Source organism: Macrococcoides bohemicum (assembly GCF_016865215.1).
Taxonomy (GTDB): Bacteria; Bacillota; Bacilli; order Staphylococcales; family Staphylococcaceae; genus Macrococcoides; species Macrococcoides bohemicum.
On the sequence record NZ_CP054482.1, the window covers coordinates 1,343,145 to 1,362,372 of the forward strand.

Sequence of the window (19,228 nt, forward strand, 5' to 3'; positions counted from 1 at the left end):
ATTGACTAGTAAAATAAAGAAAAATTAGAGTGTAAAAAAATAAGCAGCAATAAAAATAAATAATAAGAAGTATGCAATATAATAACATTTATAAGGATATTGCTTTATTATTCCAAATGACTATTATATAATATTTCTACTACTAAAAAATGGAGGATATTATTATGACTTCTTTAACTATCCAACAGGCAATATTCATCTCAAGTAAATTACGTGCTCAACTCGATAATGCAACAGAAAAATTCAGAACAGAGTTTCGCGTTCCAATCGCGTTAAATAATAAAAGTATCATTACAGAAGAAAAGAATGCGTCGGTCCATGAAACAATAGGCTTAATTGAGAGTTTAAAGTCTGATATCTCCAACTTAAAAACAGCCGTACATAGAGCGAACTGTAATGCTCAGATTGAATTTGAAGATAAATTATACACGCCATCAGAACTCCTGGAGTCTCTTAAAATCGAAAGAAACATCGTTAACATGCTTGAAAATAACATTTCATTTGGATATGGACAGGAGCGAATTAAAGCAGTCGCTGGTGTTGGAATCGTTGAAGAAGGTATTGTCGATGAGCTGTACGTTCGTAGCTACATAGAGCAATTAGAATCCTCTGCTAACAATAAATCAATGTTAATCGATCGTTTTAATAATGAGTATACAATAGAAGTTGCGTTGAATAATCAAATATAATTATCTAATTTTGATATCATATAATAAGTTTAATCATATTCAATTAATCTATTTCCGGTAGAAAGTCCTATTTAGTCATCGAATGGAGCCGCTTTTCGTTTTACTTAACATTTACGTCTTACATATACGAAGTTTACGGAACTCAATTTGTGATCATTTAACTTTCGATGGGTGTAAACCAAAAACGCAGAATAGCTCGTTTTGCCTTTCAACTATTCAAAAGAGGATTAGACACTGTCTAATCCTCTTTCTTCATAAAATTTCATTGATTAATAATTACCTGGACACCAGATTCGACCATTTGGACAAGGTTTTGTCGTTGGTCTTTCAGTAGTTGCCTGTTCAGTTGTTGGCTCTTCAGTTGTTGGTGTAGTTACAGTATTTTCGACTTCAACGAATTTGATATTTTGACCTTTATCAGATGGTACTTTAAAAGAATCTTGCACATCAAATACTACTGAACCTCCTGGAGCTAATGCTGATGGTAAATTTGTAATATGTCTTCAATTGTCACAAATAATAAAACCCTCTATGCATTATATTTTGCATAAAGGGCTTGGGATTACAATTTCGCTATGAAATTTTTGGCAACCTTTAATTCGTATTGATTACATATATCGATCATTGACGCCAAATCAACTGAATATGGCATTTCACTGATGATTTCATCTAACTTTAATGGTACTTCCGTATGTATTGCTGCGAGTTGATGAGACAATCTTAATGCTTCAACTCCTTCATTGATTTTATTCTGTTGTCCTTTTGATAATTCTTCAATATGTTCAAGTACACCGTCAACACTTCTATATGTTTGAATTAACTTAAGTGCTGTTTTTTCTCCAATACCCTTTACACCAGGATATCCATCAGCAGTATCACCCATAAACGCTTTTACATCAATTAATTGCTTTGGCTCAATTTGATATTCTTCGATAAATCGAGCTTTATCATATTTATTGTAAATATTAAATCCTTTTTTTGTTAACCATACTTCAATATGCTCATCCAGTATTTGCAGCAGATCACGATCACCACTAATTACTTTTATATCATATGTGTTATCTAGTGCATGTGCTAATGTGCCAATGACATCGTCAGCTTCGAAATTTTGTATGCCAATATTATGAAATCCGAGTTGTCTTGAGATTTCCTGCACCATATCAAATTGAGGAATCAACTCGTCTTGTGGTGCTGGACGATGGGCTTTATAGTTAGGGTCGATTTCGTTTCTGAATGTTTTAGCCCCCATATCCCAACAGACTATTACATGATGGGCATCGGTGTCATGAATTGCACTTACAATATGTCTTACAAATCCTTGAACCCCATTTGTAGGTATGCCTTGCGAATTTTTCATATAGTTTTTGTGTAGACTTGTAGCAAAGAAGTGACGAAAAAGCAAAGCCATTCCATCAACGATTAATAAATTGTTCATTTTTGTTCTCCAGTTTCTATTTGATTTGGATATTTTGACACCCACTCCGAATAACTTCCTGCATATACTTTTACATTTTGGTCTAACGTCTTTAAACCGACATATAACGGTGTCGCGCTTAAGCCTGAACCACAATAAATAATGCTTTCTTTCCCTAAAACATTTTTGAAGACATTTCTTAGTGCTTCGTCATTTTTCGGCACACTATCTGCATACACTTCACTAAAAGGAATATTGATTGCTGACGGAATATGGCCAGCAATTTTATCCATCGGTTCAACTTCGCCAATATAGCGTTCATGAGCACGTGCATCAATAAGTACGACATCATCTTGAGGCGCCTTAATTATGTATTGGATATTATTACAGAAAGTGATGATATCTTTATTAAAATTTTGGTTTAATTCTCTATTTGCTAATTCCTCATATGTTTCCACCGCCATTTCAAACTCTTTGTCGGTGCATTTATATAATTTTAATGTAGCATGCTGTTTTCCATCTATTGGATCTTTTGTCGATTTCTTAAACAGTTTCAAATCTTCATATCCTTCCTGAATAAGAAGACATTCAAGACCTACAAGATGACAGAGAAATACAAATCGAGTGCCATAAAAACTATTGCGATTATCGTATCCTATTATCATCTTACCCTGAGCAAATGATTCCACAATATCAATGAAATCATTTAAATCAGGTAATGGATGTCGTCCACCTGATATTGGATTGTTACCCATTAAGAATGAATGAATATACGCTGCACCTTCAATTCTTTCCTCTTGATAGTTTTGAATACTTTGTTCTAAGTTGTCCATTATGCCTCGACAATCAAATAGTACTGCATCATTATTTTGTACCAGTTTATAAGCTTCTTGTTCTGTTATCCATATTTTCATGACTACACCTCTATTTTTTGAATCGCTTCTGAAACTTCTTCTTTTAAAGTATTGTCAATTTTTTGCTGCATTTTTTCGCGCATTGTTTGATGCATCATTTTATTTTTTTCTTCAATATAATTAGACAATTTTATTGCATTGTCGTCAATAAGCTTCAAGATTTCATTTTCATACATTTCAATTACATTAATTAAAGTTTGCATCGTTTTCTCGTGTATTTCATCATACAGTTCAGTTTTCAGTGTCTGATGCATCAACTGCTTCTGCTTAATATTTCCTAAGTTTATTATATGAATTTCATCAGTTAGCTTACTAATACTTACGTCATTAGGATTTAGTAATTGATCTTTATATTGTAAATCTTCATAAATCTCTTGTTGTTCTAATTGCTTCGATAATACTTGACTTGCCTGATTGAAGTTCAACTGTACTCCCTTATTTAATCTCGGCATAATCAAATATAAGTCTTCATTTAACTTTTGCTGAACAGCATGTAAATAACTTTGATGTACTATAGACAAATCAGAAGAGGTATTGATTTCTTCTTTTAGGACGTCATACAGCTGTATTTTCATCTTGTCTTTAAGGTAAGTTGTTTGTTCTGTCAAAATATCTTTTACTGAACGTATTACATTATCTTTTACAGTTAAATCGATTGGACCAGAGGTTAACCACTCCGAATAACGTTGATTTCTAATTTGTATTTGATTTTCGTACTGATCAAAATTACTTACAAGTACTTTTGCTTTTTCGTATAGAACAGAAGTCTGATGATTAATTTGCTTGATTTTCTGTTGTTTACTTGTTGTATTTACAAATTTTTCAATTGCAGTTTTAAAGGTAGTAAATTTCTCGTCATAAACTTTTAATGCATTCCGACTTGAAACTGGATAAATTGGATCATCAATTTTTAAAGTTTGTAATTCACGCGTTAAATAATCGACAACTGAATTCAATTCCTGTTCATCTTTTGCTAAATCTACTGCATTAATAACAAAGAAATTCTGACTATCTTCGTTTATGATTTCTACTTCATTTAAATAAGATAGAAATGCTCTGTCTTTTTCAGTATAGACGTGATTGTAATATGAAACATAAATTAACAAATCGCTATCAGCAATTATTTCAGTTGTTTCTTTTGTATGTCGGCTATTCGTACTACCTGTTCCTGGTGAATCAATAATAATCTTATCTTTTAGAAAATCATTTTGGATGCCGAGGGTTATCTTCTGTACAAAAACTGCGTGTGCATCAACAGCAGTATACTGTTTTATTTCATCATCGTTCACTTCAATTGTTGTGTGGTTATCTAAATACTGTGCATATAAATCATAATTTTGAATAATCGCTTCTGCAAAATTTCTGTTCTGTGCATTTAACTGATTAAGTTTTCCTTTAAATCGTTTAATCCACTGACTAATTGTTGATACTTCAATTGTTGACGTTAACATCATGTCATTTAAAGATTTTAATATGTCTTTTTCTAACTTAAATGTGACATAATTCTTATCTCCATGTTGAATCTCAGTAATTGAAGCCGTCGTTGGATTCGGAGAAGAAATCAATATTTCTTCTTTCAAAAGCGCATTAATCATCGCACTTTTACCCGCACTAAATGCCCCAAATACAACAATTTTAGTTATATTTTTATTCAATCGTTCAATTTGTGCATTTATTTTCTCTATATCTGTCTTGAAGTACGTAACATCAGACAAATGTTGAAGTATTGATTTACTTAAATTTAAATCCTCATTTTCAATGGTCTCTATTTTATTAATTTTTGAAATTTCTGTAGGTTTTTCATCACGCATTTCAAATGTCACATATTTTCTATCAATTAATTTATCCACTGATTCATCAACATGAATATAATAGTGTAAATAGTTTTTAGTAGTGATTGACTTTAAAAATGATTCATTCTCAAAATATTGATCAAACTTCACAGTTTCTTCACTATTCTCATTATCTGTATTTAAAATAGACATATTTATATTTTTTATGAACTGATCATGCCATTTCTTTTGCTGGTTAACAATCTTGCGTTCGATGAATAATTTTAATTCCTCTGAATAGATTAATACATAATCATTTGTGATAGATGTTTGTTGCTTAATTAACTGCTTAACATCATCTTGTGAAATTTTAAAAACAAGTTCATTTATTATATTTGGATTACTTAAGTATTTTGAGAATTGACCATAATATTCTTTAAGCTGAAATGTAATTTGTTTCTCAATCAGTGCATTCAGTGATACAACAACTGTTTCCACTTTTTCATCCTGAATCGCTAGCAATTTTGCTTTTTTACCAAATAGTCCTGGTACTTTATAGTTATCTGCAAATGTTTCGAGCATCTCACGATTTTTCTCGCGCATTTCAAATGGCATTAAATAAGCATTTTTAATAATATCTTTCACACCATTTAACAATAACTGTGCGTTATTTGCGTCAGTTAATATCGCCTGTTCAGCATTCATTACTACATTAGCACTTGCTTTCTGGTAGGCAGTATCTATTTCATCTTCTTCTACTTTCATTAGTGAAAGTAGATTCGTTTTAATTTCATTCAGATAATGTATTTGTGCCGATTCAATATATTCAATCATGCGTTCAAAATAACGATCTTTGTTAGTTTCTGCATTGTGTGCATAGCGCGTCATTAAAGGAATAACTTTAGCTATCTCATTATTAGGATCGTCATAAATAGTTGTATATAAAATATGATCTATTTTTAGTTGCCAACGTTCAATATTATCATATATAGCTGTTTTAAAATCCTCAAATGATAATTCTTCTTCCTGATGTTTATCAATCTGGTTTATTATCAACACGACCGGGACATTTAATTGATTTAATGCTCTAATCTGATCAAAGTTTTTTTCAGAATTAACATGATTATACTCAACCGTATAAAAAACAACATCACTAATAAGTAAAAATTTCATTGTACTTGCTTCATGGTTTTTAAATGTCGCATCAATGCCAGGTGTATCTTGTATAACGGTACCAATATCAAAAAGTTGCGATGATTTATAAATCTCAACAGATTCAATATTATGGTTAAATGTATTCACTCTTTTTATATCTTCATAATGATTTAAATCACTATATGTATGATTATCAAGATTGATACGTACATTTTCCTTATCACTAATAATAATCTGAGCCGTATTACTAGTAGTAGGAACTGGTGAACTCGGCAAAATATGCTCATTAAATATATGGTTTATTAAAGATGATTTCCCAGAAGAAAAGTGACCGATAAAGCTAATAACGACTTGTTCCTGATGCATTTTCTTAATAATTTCATTAATTTGTTCAATTAAAATCACATTGTTTGACTTCTCTACTTCCTTTTTCAATTGATATAATTGCTTGATTTGTTCATGATGTTTCATAACATACCTCATTCATATATATTTATTTGTGAAATTTTTAACGAAAATAAAAAAAAGTGTGATATTTATCACATTAATAAACTTTGTACTCTATTATTATAAAGAAAGAAAAGCTATTAAGAAAGGGTGTTCATTATGGCAGAGGATAAAAATTTAAATCAATCACATGATCCGATTCAGGTCAATGAAGAAGTTCATCACGATTTAGATTTAAGAGGCACAATGGCGTCAGTATTATTTTTAGGCGCTGTGTTTGTAGTAACATGGTTTGCAATTTTTATATTATTTTTGGAACGTGTATAGGAGGGGAATATTTTGCATAAGTTAGAGAAAATTTGGCTTGGATTAGGTATGGGATCACTTGTTTTATTTTTAGGTATTATTTTTGTTTCTGCAATACATAGCGGTCATGAGCCAATTGCCAGTGGTCGAGAATTTATTGACCCAGAATTGATTGATAAAGATGAAGTATTCAGCAAACCGGGATTACATAAAGTTGAAGGTAAAGATTGGGATTACGAATTAGTATTCGTAGTTTCCGCATTTAACTATAACCCAGGTGAAGTTGAAATTCCAAAGGATGCAAAAGTAAAAATTATCGCAACAAGTCGCGATGTAGTTCACGGTTTTGAAATTGCTCAAACAAACGTTAACATGATGATTGAGCCAGGACACATCTCAACATTCGTTAAAACATTCGATAAAAAAGGTGAATACTTATTATTATGTAACGAATATTGTGGTACTGGTCATGCAGACATGAAGTCAAATATTAAGGTGGTAGATAAGAAATGAACGCATTCAAATTAGACAGCGGCGCATTTGACGATCGCTCTACTTATAGAAACCATCACGCTGAAGAAATGGCAGAACGTGTAGAAATGGACCGTAAAGATGGTAAATTAATTATGGCACATATGTATGTAGCAATTGTGTGTTTAATTATCGGAGGATTGGCTGGTCTTCTACAAACATTAGTACGTTCAGGACAATTAAAATTACCAGCTGGTATCGGATATTATCAAATTTTAACAGTTCACGGTATTATTTTAGCTTTAGTTTTAACAACTTTCTTTATTATGGGATTCCAGACTGCTGCAATCATTAGAACTTGTGGTAAGTTATCTCCTTTACAAAGAAAATTAGTTTGGTTAGGTTTCTGGATAATGTTACTAGGTACTGCAATGGCAGCTACAATGGTATTACTTAATAAAGCAACTGTATTATATACATTCTATGCGCCACTTAAAGCACATGTTATCTTCTATGTAGGTATGGCATTAGTCGTTGTAGGTTCCTGGATTTCTGCAGCAGGACAAATCATGCGCTATGCACAATGGAGAAAAGAGCACAAAGGTCAAAAATCACCGTTACTTTCTTACATGGCTGTTATTAACAATGTTATGTGGATTGTATGTTCTATCGGTGTTGCAGCAACAGTATTATTACAAATGATTCCTTGGTCATTAGGATTAGTTGAACGTATCGACGTTTCACTTAGTCGTACATTATTCTGGTACTTTGGACATGCATTAGTTTATTTCTGGTTATTACCAGCATATATGTCATGGTATGCAGTCGTTCCAAAAATTATCGGTGCTAAAGCTTTCAGTGATAATTTAGCACGAATGAGTTTTATGTTATTCTTATTCTTCTCAATTCCAGTAGGTATCCACCATCAGTTAACTGAACCTGGTATTGATGTTACTTGGAAATATGTTCAAGTTGTATTAACATTTATGGTTGTAATTCCATCATTAATGACTGCATTTAGTTTATTTGCAACATTTGAAGCATATGGACGTAAAGTTGGTTCTAAAGGATTATTTGGATGGATTAAAACTTTACCATGGAATGATGCACGTTTCGTATTACCATTCATCGGAATGGCAGCATTTATACCTGGTGGTGCAGGCGGTTTAGTTAACGCCTCAGCTCAAATGAACCAAGTAGTACATAATACTATCTGGATTACAGGTCACTTCCATTTAACAGTAGCAACAGCAGTTATCTTAACGTTCTTTGGTACAATGTACTGGTTAATTCCACATGCTACAGGTCGTGTAATGACAAAAGCAATCAATAGATTAGCAATTATTCAAGGGGTTATGTGGGCAATTGGTATGTCAATCATGTCTGGTGCAATGCACTATATCGGATTATTTGGTGCGCCACGTCGTTCTACTTACTCTGAATATGGTGGATCAAAAATTGCAGCTGAATGGATTCCTTACCAAGTAATGCAAGCAGTTGGAGGTACAATTTTATTTATCTCTATTATCTTAGTAGTTATCGTATTCATTCAGTTAGCATTCTTTGCTCCTAAAGGATATGAAGCATTCCCAGTATCAGTAGCAATGGATGAAGCAGCACCTGCTTATAAATTCGTAGAAAACTGGAAATTCTTAATCATCGTTACCATCGCATTAATTTTAGTAGCTTACACGGTGCCTATTGGACAAATGTTCATGGATCCACCTCCTGGTGCTAAAGGAATGGGCGAAGGAAAACTTTGGTAAAATAAAACATCAAGCGCTCGCTTGATGTTTTTTTATTTTCATTATTCCTCGCTATTAATTTCATCTGTTATTTCTTTAATTACTTTAAAACTTTCTTTTTTTAATGCAAAATCAAATGTATTATTGATTACCATCAGTTCATCAAATCGATACGTTTCATACAAATTTTTAATCTCATACTTAACATCTTCTTTTGTTCCAATAAAATAACGTCCTCTGTTCTTCTCAATGATACGTAAATCCTGTTCACTATAATCATTTTTATTAACCTGTTCAATTGAAGGGATAACAGTATCCCTTCCTTTTGTAACATTTAATAACCAATGATCTAATATACGTCTTTGCATCTCTCTTTCAGTATTATCTTTTACAACTATGATAAATGAACAAAATATCGTATATGGACGTTTCATAAATTCATTAGGAATAAATCCTTGCTGATAAATTTTTATTGCACTGTCTCGATATTTATCACTGATAAAATTTCCGAATACAAAACCAATCCCTAATTTTGCTGCTCTTTTAGCACCATTATCAGTCAGCCCTAACGTAAAGATTTCTGGGTGCTTTTCAATTCTCGGACCGGCTTTAACACCTCGATATTGATGCTCTAAAGACAAAGTGTTACGCATGAAACCTAAAAACTCTTCTAGCATTCTATCGTATGCTCTTACCTTACTGGCGTTACCATCTGTCAAGGCTTTTCTCGTGATTTCACTTCCACCTGGAGAATTTCCTAAGCCAATCGTCACACGACCAGGAAACAACGCTTCTAATAAGTTTGCATTTTCCGCAACCTTGTAGGGGCTATATTGAGGTAAAAGAATACCCGCAGAACCAATATTAATGGATGACGTTACTGATAATAATCTTGTCATAAGAATTTCTGGTGAATTGCTAATTAATCCTGTCGTATTATGATGTTCAGCAACAAAATAACGATTATAATTTATTTTTTCCGCAAATTGAACAAGTTCTATCGTATGTGACAATGCATCCATTGGAGTTTCTCCACGCGACATGGGTACTTGATCTAAAATACTTAATTTCACAATATTTTCACCTTCTTTTTGATATATATCATAAACAAAAAACCACACAAAACATATAATTATGCTTTGTGTGGTTACATTTATAATTAAGCACATTGTCAAACTTCAACATTTCCTTCAAAATTAAAGGTCGACAGCCTCTTCTATCTCTCGCCCCAGTATTGATAATACGTACATTCAATATATCCATTAAATAATTTTCGGCGTTTAGTCGCTTTTTTGCCTACCAATACTTCAAATGTCTTCAAACTTGTCAAAATATATAGTGACCATTTTGGATTTTTTTCAATTAGTTCTCCTAAATACTTATACATTGCTTCCACTTCTGCTCTCTCACCGATACGTTCACCATACGGCGGATTACCGACAATTGCACCCTTTTCACTGTTTAATGTAAGGTCATGAACATTCATTTGTTTAAATTCAATTATATCTCCAAAGCCTACTTCAATCGCATTATTATGAGCAATTTCAACCATGTTCGGATCAATATCACTTGCTGTAATCGATATTTCTTTATCATATTCAGCAACTTCTTCTGCCTTAACACGTTCTTCATCGTACATACCTTCAGGAATGATATCCCAGTTTTCACTCACAAAATCTCTGTTAAATCCTGGTGCAATATTTTGAGCTATCATTGCTGCTTCAATTGCAATTGTTCCTGAACCACAGAAAGGATCAATCAATGGTGTTTCTCCTTTCCAGTTAGATAACAATACAAGTGCAGCTGCTAACGTTTCTTTCATTGGTGCTTCACCTTGTGCGAGACGGTATCCACGCTTATGTAATCCGGCTCCTGATGTATCGATTGTAAGTAATACTTCATCTTTAAGAATTGCAACTTCAACTTTATATAATGCGCCATCTTCACGTAACCATCCTTGCTGGTTGTGTGCTTTTTTTAGACGTTCAACAATTGCTTTCTTAACAATTGCCTGGCAGTCAGGTACACTGAATAACTTTGATTTCAAACTTCTTCCCTGTACTGGAAAACTTCCATTTTCACTGATAAAATTTTCCCAAGGTATATCTTTTGTTTGATCAAACAATTGTTCGAAAGTTGTAGCATAGAAACGACCGACAACAAGTTTAACGCGATCTGCGCTGCGTAGCCAAAGATTTGATTTAACGATTGCGCGTGCATCACCGTGATATAATACACGTCCATTCTCTGTTGTTGTTTCATATCCCAGGGCCTGAACTTCTTTTGCTGCAACAGCTTCCATCCCCATAGGTGTTGTGGCTAGTAATTGATACATAATTTCCTCCAAGTTTACATAATACTTTTATAGTAGAATATAATGTTTATTAATTTCATTGTAACATGTTCCATACGTTCAATAAATAAAAAAAGTCCCCCATATCAATGGAGGACATCTAGAAAGATATCTCTGTAAGCCATGTTCTGTTCCTTAGTACTGCAAATGAGCCTAGATACTCTCGTACGCCGGTGATAATCATCTGTCTGTATTTTCATACCTCTTCTATACGTTCATTTCCGCTAGAAAAGTGCTCCTACCAAATTTGGATTGCTCACTCGAGGGGTTTACCGCGTTCCACCTTTTCTATTTCTAGAAAAGCTACGTCACTGTGGCACTTTCAAGTTACTCAGACCATATCAGAGACTTAGGTCTATTCACTGCCGTCAAATTAATGCCCTGGCTTATTGTTTCACCAGGCACGATCACTACAGCCATCTCAGGCATGTGTGAGCATGGACTTTCCTCTATACAATGTATAGCGATTATCCGAGATATCTTTTAACATTATTAAATTATAGCATCAAATGCATCGAATTGCGATGACTATTATTTACCAAACACTGCTTTTTCAAGATTAGAAATACGTTTTAATAGATCGTAGTTATTCGGGGTTTGTTGTTGATGGTCACTTCTACCAGTTGCAACACGCATACGTAAGTTTTCAATTTCACGTTTTAATTTTGAATTTTCATCTGAAAGCTTTAATAATTGATTGTTCATGTCAGCCATCTTCTGGTAATCTTCAATCACTTCATCAAGAAAACTATCAACATCTTCCGGTTTAAATCCACGAACCATCGTTCTTTCAAATTCTTTTTCATAAATATCTTTTGCCGATAATTTTAAATTCATTTCTGACATAATAACACCTCTAATTTTCTTGTTCTCTCATATATTCATCTATAAATTCAGATAAGTCGAAAAAACTGATACTATCCATAGTATATTGATTTTCTGCCATAAAATCAATGAGCGTTCTTTTGAAGAATTTAGGACTTGCTTCATGCTCTTCGTCATAAAACAATAAAGTACCTTCAGTATTACCCAAAATGAACTGATTCGCCTGACTAAACATATATCCACCTTTATAAGAATCCTGAAATACACTATTCATATAATCTGCTTTACTGATAATCTGCTGATAATAAAGCTGATTTTCTTCATTCCATTTTTCTGTGTGTTTTAGAAATGGCGTAATAATTCCCAGTTTTATATCATATTGTTTTTTTAAACGAATAACTACTTCAGCTGCCCATAATTCTGTCCCTAAATTCCCCTGGATAATTACCCATTCAAGACCATCTTCAATATATGATTTAATTTTATCTTGTAAGAAGAGTTTTATATATCGTACTTCAGGCTGATTATTTTTAAAAATACCAATCTCATATGGCTTATATCCAGTTATATATAAAGTATTCATTTCAATATCCTTAATCTTTTTCTAATACTCTTTTTATATATTGAAGATCATGATTGACTGCTTTGAATTTATCGATAAATATTTTTTTACTCGTCTTATCAAAAAAACAATCGACAGATAACTCTCGGATATATAGTATCAGTAATGATAATTTCTTTTCATTCATCAGCGGTAAAGATAATATTTCATCATTATAGTTATTTAATTGATTTAAATTTACATCTACTTGTTCAGTGAATGGCTGTACATCAATAACAAAGTTAAACAGTTCACCATTTTTCGCTCTATGAAAGTACTGATCAATCTGATGCATATTTTCAGTTAAACTTATAATACAATTATGTAACATTTAACTACTCCTTTCACAAGTTGTGTTAAACTCATTGTATATGAAAAATTAAGACATCACAATTAGGATGAATAAAATGGTCAATTATCCAAATGGTAAGCCTTCTAAGTCTTTAGACTTAGTTACAAATACTATAAATAATAGTAAAATTGAATATGGAAAACGTGGGATGAAATTTGAAGATGAAATCGACAACAGCAATCGATATTATCTCCAAAATGATCTTGCAATTATACATAAGAAACCAACACCGATTCAAATCGTAAAAGTAGATTATCCAAAACGTTCGAGAGCTGTTATCAAAGAGGCTTATTTCAGACGTGCATCAACTACAGACTATAATGGTATTTATAATGGAAAGTATATTGATTTTGAAGCTAAAGTTACCCAAAATAAAACGAGTTTTCCACTGATCAATATCCATCAGCACCAAGTCTCACATATGCATCAAGTGTATCGACATGGCGGTATCGTCTTTATTTTAATTTGCTTTTCGAGTCTTGAAGAAGTATATTTATTACCGTTCGAAAAATTTTTTTATTATTGGCAAAGATACAATGACGACGAAAAGAAATCTATTCAGTTAAAGGAAATTAAAAAAGATGGTATATTTATACCATATACTTATCGTCCTAGAATTGATTATTTGAAAGCAATACAATCACTATATTCTGTTTAAGTTTAATGAGAGAGAGGATTTAAGAATGGTGAAAAAGAAAAAAAGTTTAAAGAAAACGATCTTACAAGTTGTAGGAGTGCTTGTTGCATTATTTACAACGATGATCGTTGCTGGTATGCTACTGTTTCTATATTATGCATACAATGCTCCAAAATTTAACGAGTCGGCATTACGTGATCAATTACCGACAAAAATTTATGATAAAGATAATAATTTAGTAACCATATTATATATGGGACAAAAACGTGAAAAAGTTAAGTTTGCAGATATTCCTGATACGATGCGAGATGCAGTACTTGCTACTGAAGACAATCGTTTCTATGAACATGGTGCATTAGACTTTAAACGATTAACCGGCGCAGTATTTAAGAATTTTACTGGTGGATTTGGATCTCAAGGTGCTTCGACTTTAACGCAACAAGTTGTTAAACGATCTTTCTTAACAGATCAAAAATCTATAGAACGTAAAGCACAGGAAGCTTATCTATCTTATCGATTAGAACAAGAATATGACAAAAATCAGATATTTGAAATGTATATGAATAAAATTTATTATTCTGATGGTATCTATGGTGTTAAAACAGCAGCCAGGTATTATTTTAATAAAGATTTAGATCAATTATCACTTGCAGAGTCTGCTTATTTAGCTGGACTTCCACAAGTTCCAAATACTTATAATCTATATGATCATCCAGAAGCTGCAGAAAAGCGTAAAGATACTGTTTTATATTTAATGAATCGTCATAAACGTATCTCTAAAGCTGAAATGGAACAGGCGCAAGCTGAAGACCTGTCTAAAAATTTAGTGTCCAGAACAGCTGCACAACGTCAAAATATTGAAGAAAATGATCCAAAATATGCATCATATGTAAATGTGATTAAACAGGAATTAAAAAGTAACAAAGAGTTTCAAGGTAAATCATTAAGTGATGTGCTAACAAGTGGTCTAAAAATTTATACGAACATGGACAATAATGCACAGATTTCACTGCAAAACAATGTTGATAACATGAATATCTATAAAAATAAATATCAACAAGCAGCATCAACAATCGTAGATACACAAACAGGTGCACTTGTAGCGATAAGTGGTGGACGTAATTTTACAGACGTTGTTGATAGAAACTTAGCTACAGATGTACATCCTGTCGGTTCTACAATCAAACCATTCTTAAGTTATGGACCAATTGTTGAAAATGAACAATGGGCAACTAATCATAAAATACAGGATGAATCAGAGTATGATATCAATGGTATCAAATTTAAAAACTACGATACGCAAAACCACGGAGTTGTAACAATGCGTGATGCTATCCGTCGTAGTTTAAATATACCGGCATTAAAAATCTTCCAGGAAGTAAAAAAAGAAGCTGGTAATGATGCATCTTATGAATTTGCCAAAAATGTTGGATTAGAATATAAGTCAAAAGACTTAGGTCCTGCTGAAGCTTTAGGTGGATCATCTTCTGAGTTTTCTCCTACTCAAATGGCAAGTGCATTCTCTACCTTTGGTAATGGTGGTACATACAACAAAGCGCATGCTATTCGAAAAGTTGTGACGCAAGATGATGAAACAATTAAGTTTGATACTGTTTCTGAAAAAGCGATGGAAGATTATACAGCATATATCGTAACTGACATGCTAAAAGGTTCTTTTGAACCGTTAGGTACTGCATATGGCTCTAGTATTCCTGGACTTACACTTGCAGCTAAAACAGGAACAGGTACGTATGGCAATGAAACGTATGAAAAATACAATTTACCTGACAATGCTGCAAAAGATGTCTGGATTGTAGGGTATTCACCACGATATACTATGTCTGTTTGGATGGGATTCACTAAACTTGCTGAAGGTGGCGCTAATTCATTCGTTGGTCCAGAGGAGCAAGCATTACCAAAATCTTTATTTAAACAAGTAATGAATGAAATCAGTCCAATAGATGGTCAGGATTTTGCAATGCCTGATTCAGTTGAAAAAGTTGGTACAGATGTTAAAGTAAAAGGTCAACAAGATAATAATGATGTTTTAACAGGAAAAAATGATAATTCATCTACTACAAAGTCAAATTCAACTACAACTTTTCCAACAGGTTCTTTAAATGAGCAAACTGAGGCAGCACGTAATAATAATGAACGTGCTGCTGAAGCTGCTAAGAGAGCATTAGAAGAAGGAGAACAGGCAGAACAGGATGCAAAGAATCAAATCAACAACCAATCATCAAGCAACTCTGAAAAAAAAACTTCTAATTCAAAAGACAAGAATAAAAACAACACCAATGAGGTTGTAACAGAAAATATACCTACTACAATGGAAAGAAGAACAGCTGAAACTGTTCCATCTACCCAATCTGCTGATCAAAAAGCTGCCGCTGACTTGAAAGCAGCGAGTGATAAAGCAGCAGCAGACTTAAAAGCAGCGAGTGATAAAGCTGCTGCAGATTTAAAAGCAGCTAATGAAAGAGCTGCACAAAGTTTAGGACAATAAAAAAGAAGCGAAACAATGATGTTATCGCTTCTTTTTTATGTTTTTTATCGCAATTAACTTATTGATCTCCACAAACATTGTCTTCATCTGCTGATAACCCATAAAATGATGTTTACGCTGTTCAATATATTTTATACGTTCAATAAAATTTAAAGGTCCTATTTGAATACTATCAGCTTTAAGTTCAGCATTTGGTTCTAAATCATTTAATGCTCTCATTGAATACAGTAATCCTTCATAATATTCATCAAGTAATTTTATTGCATCAATACTATTCAATGTTCTATTTTTACTATGTTGATTAATTTTTTCTTCCAGTTCACTCATTCTCTCTTTCATGATACAACCACCTTATGACGCTTCTTACCTTCCCTGCAATCCTTTAACAATGGACATTCAAGACATTTCGGATTGCGGGCTGTACAATGATATCGGCCAAAGAAAATTAATTGATGATGCGTCTTGTTCCATCGTTCTCTAGGAATTTTATTACATAATGTTGCTTCAACCTGCTTTACATTATCTTTCCATTTACATATACCTAGTCTCTTAGATACACGTTCTACATGCGTATCGACAGCAAGCGCAGGAATTCCAAATGCTACAGATACTACTACATTTGCAGTCTTTTGACCAACTCCAGGTAAAGCAACCAGCTCAGCTTGTGTTTGCGGAACTTCCCCGTTATATTTATCAATCAAAATACGGCATAATGCCTGAATATTTTTTGCTTTATTCTTATATAAACCAATTGAGCGAATATCATCCATCAACTCCTCAATCGGAACATTTATATAATTTTCTGGTGTTTTGTATTTTTGAAATAACGTTCTTGTCACTTTATTGACCAGAACATCTGTACATTGTGCCGATAATAATACAGCGATTGTTAACTCAAATGGATTGTCATGAACGAGTTCACATTCAGCATCAGGAAACATTTCATCAATGACATCTAACATTTCTAACGTTTTCTTCTTACTTATCATATGGATTCTCTCCATTCACCCAATCAAAAACAGGAATATCTGGTACAGTTTTTGATAGCATTTTTGACGGCTTATATTCATTACTTACTATTTTTGATTCATCAATCGTCTTAACATTACGTTTTTTCCAGTTAAGTAATATTCGATCGATGTATTTAATACTCAGTTTATTATGACTGCTTGCTTCGTTTAAAGCTGTAATAATAAGTGGCGCAGAATGCTGATCTGTATCTATCCAATGAGAAATCGTTTCGATTTCTATTGGTGTTAAAGGACGTGCAAATGTTGCTTCAAAGCGTTCAAATATTTCTTTAAAGCTCGTTTGTCGTACATTGACATCGTTAATTTTTTCTTGTTCTTCTTGTAATCTTAATAATTGCGATTCTAATGGTGTTAAATCGTAACGTTCTTCAAATGACACATCATCATATTTTTTTACATCAATTTTTATAAAATCCTTGCTGATTAGGTTCTGTAATATCAACATCACTTGTGACTTGTCAACACTCATCGCATTGCTTATCGTTTCAAACGATGGTAAACTACTTTCATTTGATAATTCTATAATTTTCATGATCATGATGAGTTCTGTTTCACTCATCCCAAGTTGATGATATTGGTCAAAAAGAACACGAGGAATGATGACATCTTGTTTAAATATACTCATTGTTTCCCCCTTGGTGATAGAAAAATCGTACAGATATAAAATTATATCTATACGATTTAATATTATTAATCTATATTAACTTAAATTTTATGGATATAAACGATTCAGTAAGCGTGGAAATGGACTCGTTTCACGAACGTGTTCTACGCCTGAGAGCCATGCTACTGTTCGTTCTAATCCTAATCCGAAACCTGAGTGTGGTACACTGCCGTATTTACGTAAATCAGTATAATAACTATACGCAGCCGGATCTAAACCATGTTCTTTAATACGTGATTGAATTAATTCAAGATCCCAAATACGTTCTGAACCTCCAATAATTTCACCGTATCCTTCTGGTGCGATTAAGTCTGCACATTTAACTGTTCCCTCTTCATCAGGATTAGGCTGCATATAGAAAGGTTTAATTCCTGTCGGATAATTTAAAATAAATACAGGTAAATCGTAGTGATTAGCAATTGCTGTTTCATGCGGTGCACCGAAATCATCGCCCCACTCAATATCATCAAATCCTTGTTCTTTTAAGAATTCAATCGCATCAGTATATGTAATACGTGGAAACGGTGCTTTTACTTTTTCTAATTTTTCAGTGTCACGTCCTAATAATTTTAAGTCTAACTGACAGTTCTTAAGTACTGACTGAACAATATATGAAACATATTGTTCCTGAACTTCTAAGCTATCTTCATGTTCGTAAAATGCCATTTCAGGTTCAATCATCCAGAACTCGATTAAGTGTCGACGTGTTTTAGATTTTTCTGCACGGAATGTAGGACCGAATGAAAATACTTTACCGTGTGCCATTGCAGCAGCTTCCATATAAAGTTGCCCTGATTGACTTAAAAATGCATCTTCTTCAAAGTATTTCGTTGCAAATAGTTCACTTGTCCCTTCAGGTGCTGAACCCGTTAGAATTGGTGGATCAATCTTTGTAAATCCATTGTCGTTAAAGAATTCATATGTCGCACGAATAATCTCATTACGAATTTTCATTACCGCATGCTGACGTTTTGAACGTAACCATAAATGGCGGTGATCCATTAAGAAATCTGTTCCATGCGCTTTTGGTGTAATTGGATAATCTACTGATTCATGAATGACTTCAATGCCTGTCACTTCCATTTCATAACCGAAATCTGAACGTTCATCTTCTTTAATTACGCCAGTGATATATAATGAAGTCTCCTGCGTGATGCCTTTTGCAACTTTAAATAAATCTTCACCAACCGATTCCTTTACTACTACTGCCTGCATAAATCCAGTACCATCACGTAACTGAAGGAATGCAATTTTGCCGCTTGATCGTTTATTTAAAATCCATGAACCGATTGTTACTTCTTGACCTACATATTTACTTGCTTGATTAATTGTTATTTTTGTCATGA

General features: G+C 33.0%; 19 protein-coding genes and 1 other RNA gene. 6 read left to right on the forward strand and 14 right to left on the reverse strand.

Features of this window, described 5'->3' with window-relative positions; all coding sequences use genetic code 11:
- Positions 1-164: 164 nt before the first annotated feature.
- The gene (locus HT586_RS06885) at positions 165-689 is read left to right on the forward strand and encodes a hypothetical protein (RefSeq protein WP_096076479.1); all 525 of its coding nucleotides are present in this window, start codon (positions 165-167) and stop codon (positions 687-689) included.
- 269 nt (positions 690-958) lie between these two features.
- On the opposite strand, the gene HT586_RS06890 is transcribed toward HT586_RS06885, so the two are convergent.
- The 4 genes from HT586_RS06890 to HT586_RS06905 all read right to left on the reverse strand — a co-directional run bounded on the left by HT586_RS06890 (position 959) and on the right by HT586_RS06905 (position 6,415).
- Positions 959-1,135 (reverse strand): hypothetical protein, encoded by a 177-nt coding sequence (locus HT586_RS06890; RefSeq protein ID WP_157742179.1) that lies wholly within the window; start codon positions 1,133-1,135, stop codon positions 959-961.
- A gap of 116 nt (positions 1,136-1,251) precedes the next feature.
- Entirely contained in the window at positions 1,252-2,124 is an 873-nt protein-coding gene (locus HT586_RS06895) for a 5'-3' exonuclease (protein WP_203545469.1), read from the reverse strand.
- On the reverse strand, positions 2,121-3,017 hold the full coding sequence (locus HT586_RS06900) for a sulfurtransferase (protein WP_203545470.1): 897 nt from the start codon (positions 3,015-3,017) through the stop codon (positions 2,121-2,123). The genes HT586_RS06895 and HT586_RS06900 overlap by 4 nt, the downstream gene beginning before the upstream one ends.
- 2 nt (positions 3,018-3,019) lie before the next feature.
- Positions 3,020-6,415 (reverse strand): dynamin family protein, encoded by a 3,396-nt coding sequence (locus HT586_RS06905; RefSeq protein ID WP_203545471.1) that lies wholly within the window; start codon positions 6,413-6,415, stop codon positions 3,020-3,022.
- 135 nt (positions 6,416-6,550) lie between these two features.
- On the opposite strand from HT586_RS06905, the gene HT586_RS06910 reads away from it, so the two are divergent.
- From HT586_RS06910 to HT586_RS06920, 3 genes are all read left to right on the forward strand, one after another.
- Positions 6,551-6,718, forward strand: a complete 168-nt coding sequence (locus tag HT586_RS06910; RefSeq protein WP_096076475.1) for a cytochrome c oxidase subunit 2A — start codon at positions 6,551-6,553, stop codon at positions 6,716-6,718.
- A gap of 12 nt (positions 6,719-6,730) precedes the next feature.
- Positions 6,731-7,210, forward strand: coding sequence for a cupredoxin domain-containing protein (locus HT586_RS06915; RefSeq protein ID WP_198337217.1), 480 nt, complete (start codon positions 6,731-6,733; stop codon positions 7,208-7,210).
- Positions 7,211-7,278: 68 nt separating this feature from the next.
- Positions 7,279-8,934: a b(o/a)3-type cytochrome-c oxidase subunit 1 gene (locus HT586_RS06920; protein WP_203546557.1), complete on the forward strand. Its 1,656-nt coding sequence runs from the start codon at positions 7,279-7,281 to the stop codon at positions 8,932-8,934.
- Between the two features lie 41 nt (positions 8,935-8,975).
- Here HT586_RS06920 and HT586_RS06925 read toward each other — a convergent pair whose 3' ends face one another.
- The 6 genes from HT586_RS06925 to HT586_RS06950 all read right to left on the reverse strand — a co-directional run bounded on the left by HT586_RS06925 (position 8,976) and on the right by HT586_RS06950 (position 13,023).
- Complete coding sequence (locus tag HT586_RS06925; RefSeq protein WP_238999201.1) at positions 8,976-9,986, reverse strand: MsnO8 family LLM class oxidoreductase; 1,011 nt, start codon at positions 9,984-9,986, stop codon at positions 8,976-8,978.
- Positions 9,987-10,129: 143 nt separating this feature from the next.
- On the reverse strand, positions 10,130-11,248 hold the full coding sequence (locus HT586_RS06930) for a THUMP domain-containing class I SAM-dependent RNA methyltransferase (RefSeq protein ID WP_111744955.1): 1,119 nt from the start codon (positions 11,246-11,248) through the stop codon (positions 10,130-10,132).
- Between the two features lie 130 nt (positions 11,249-11,378).
- Positions 11,379-11,745: RNase P RNA component class B (gene rnpB / locus HT586_RS06935), an RNA gene on the reverse strand.
- A gap of 52 nt (positions 11,746-11,797) precedes the next feature.
- On the reverse strand, positions 11,798-12,112 hold the full coding sequence (gene gpsB, locus HT586_RS06940) for a cell division regulator GpsB (protein WP_099578161.1): 315 nt from the start codon (positions 12,110-12,112) through the stop codon (positions 11,798-11,800).
- A gap of 10 nt (positions 12,113-12,122) precedes the next feature.
- Positions 12,123-12,674, reverse strand: coding sequence for an SLOG family protein (locus HT586_RS06945; protein WP_203545472.1), 552 nt, complete (start codon positions 12,672-12,674; stop codon positions 12,123-12,125).
- Positions 12,675-12,684: 10 nt separating this feature from the next.
- Positions 12,685-13,023, reverse strand: a complete 339-nt coding sequence (locus tag HT586_RS06950; protein ID WP_096076471.1) for a DUF1798 family protein — start codon at positions 13,021-13,023, stop codon at positions 12,685-12,687.
- A gap of 76 nt (positions 13,024-13,099) precedes the next feature.
- Between HT586_RS06950 and recU the strand changes: the two genes are divergently transcribed.
- Together recU and HT586_RS06960 are read left to right on the forward strand one after the other, a co-directional pair.
- Positions 13,100-13,702, forward strand: a complete 603-nt coding sequence (gene recU / locus HT586_RS06955; RefSeq protein WP_096076470.1) for a Holliday junction resolvase RecU — start codon at positions 13,100-13,102, stop codon at positions 13,700-13,702.
- Between the two features lie 25 nt (positions 13,703-13,727).
- Positions 13,728-16,187 carry a transglycosylase domain-containing protein gene (locus HT586_RS06960; RefSeq protein WP_238999202.1) on the forward strand — a complete coding sequence of 820 codons (2,460 nt, stop codon included), beginning with the start codon at positions 13,728-13,730 and terminating at the stop codon, positions 16,185-16,187.
- Between the two features lie 21 nt (positions 16,188-16,208).
- Here the strand turns inward: HT586_RS06960 and HT586_RS06965 are convergent, their stop codons facing one another.
- From HT586_RS06965 to asnS, 4 genes are all read right to left on the reverse strand, one after another.
- On the reverse strand, positions 16,209-16,526 hold the full coding sequence (locus HT586_RS06965) for a YpoC family protein (RefSeq protein ID WP_096076469.1): 318 nt from the start codon (positions 16,524-16,526) through the stop codon (positions 16,209-16,211).
- On the reverse strand, positions 16,523-17,176 hold the full coding sequence (gene nth / locus HT586_RS06970; protein WP_188017352.1) for an endonuclease III: 654 nt from the start codon (positions 17,174-17,176) through the stop codon (positions 16,523-16,525). The genes HT586_RS06965 and nth overlap by 4 nt, the downstream gene beginning before the upstream one ends.
- Positions 17,166-17,843, reverse strand: a complete 678-nt coding sequence (locus tag HT586_RS06975) for a DnaD domain protein (RefSeq protein WP_096076467.1) — start codon at positions 17,841-17,843, stop codon at positions 17,166-17,168. The genes nth and HT586_RS06975 overlap by 11 nt, the downstream gene beginning before the upstream one ends.
- Positions 17,844-17,930: 87 nt before the next feature.
- Entirely contained in the window at positions 17,931-19,226 is a 1,296-nt protein-coding gene (gene asnS / locus HT586_RS06980; RefSeq protein WP_133353210.1) for an asparagine--tRNA ligase, read from the reverse strand.
- Positions 19,227-19,228 lie beyond the last annotated feature (2 nt).

Bases quoted from the DNA above. Each gene is read 5' to 3' on its own strand.
- HT586_RS06885 (WP_096076479.1), top strand. From the start codon at position 165: ATGACTTCTTTAACTATCCAACAGGCAATATTCATCTCAAGTAAATTA.
- HT586_RS06895 (WP_203545469.1), bottom strand. From the start codon at position 2,124: ATGAACAATTTATTAATCGTTGATGGAATGGCTTTGCTTTTTCGTCAC.
- HT586_RS06900 (WP_203545470.1), bottom strand. From the start codon at position 3,017: ATGAAAATATGGATAACAGAACAAGAAGCTTATAAACTGGTACAAAAT.
- HT586_RS06905 (WP_203545471.1), bottom strand. From the start codon at position 6,415: ATGAAACATCATGAACAAATCAAGCAATTATATCAATTGAAAAAGGAA.
- HT586_RS06910 (WP_096076475.1), top strand. From the start codon at position 6,551: ATGGCAGAGGATAAAAATTTAAATCAATCACATGATCCGATTCAGGTC.
- HT586_RS06920 (WP_203546557.1), top strand. From the start codon at position 7,279: ATGGCAGAACGTGTAGAAATGGACCGTAAAGATGGTAAATTAATTATG.
- HT586_RS06930 (WP_111744955.1), bottom strand. From the start codon at position 11,248: ATGTATCAATTACTAGCCACAACACCTATGGGGATGGAAGCTGTTGCA.
- gpsB (WP_099578161.1), bottom strand. From the start codon at position 12,112: ATGTCAGAAATGAATTTAAAATTATCGGCAAAAGATATTTATGAAAAA.
- HT586_RS06945 (WP_203545472.1), bottom strand. From the start codon at position 12,674: ATGAATACTTTATATATAACTGGATATAAGCCATATGAGATTGGTATT.
- HT586_RS06950 (WP_096076471.1), bottom strand. From the start codon at position 13,023: ATGTTACATAATTGTATTATAAGTTTAACTGAAAATATGCATCAGATT.
- recU (WP_096076470.1), top strand. From the start codon at position 13,100: ATGGTCAATTATCCAAATGGTAAGCCTTCTAAGTCTTTAGACTTAGTT.
- HT586_RS06960 (WP_238999202.1), top strand. From the start codon at position 13,728: ATGGTGAAAAAGAAAAAAAGTTTAAAGAAAACGATCTTACAAGTTGTA.
- HT586_RS06965 (WP_096076469.1), bottom strand. From the start codon at position 16,526: ATGAAAGAGAGAATGAGTGAACTGGAAGAAAAAATTAATCAACATAGT.
- nth (WP_188017352.1), bottom strand. From the start codon at position 17,176: ATGATAAGTAAGAAGAAAACGTTAGAAATGTTAGATGTCATTGATGAA.
- HT586_RS06975 (WP_096076467.1), bottom strand. From the start codon at position 17,843: ATGAGTATATTTAAACAAGATGTCATCATTCCTCGTGTTCTTTTTGAC.
- asnS (WP_133353210.1), bottom strand. From the start codon at position 19,226: ATGACAAAAATAACAATTAATCAAGCAAGTAAATATGTAGGTCAAGAA.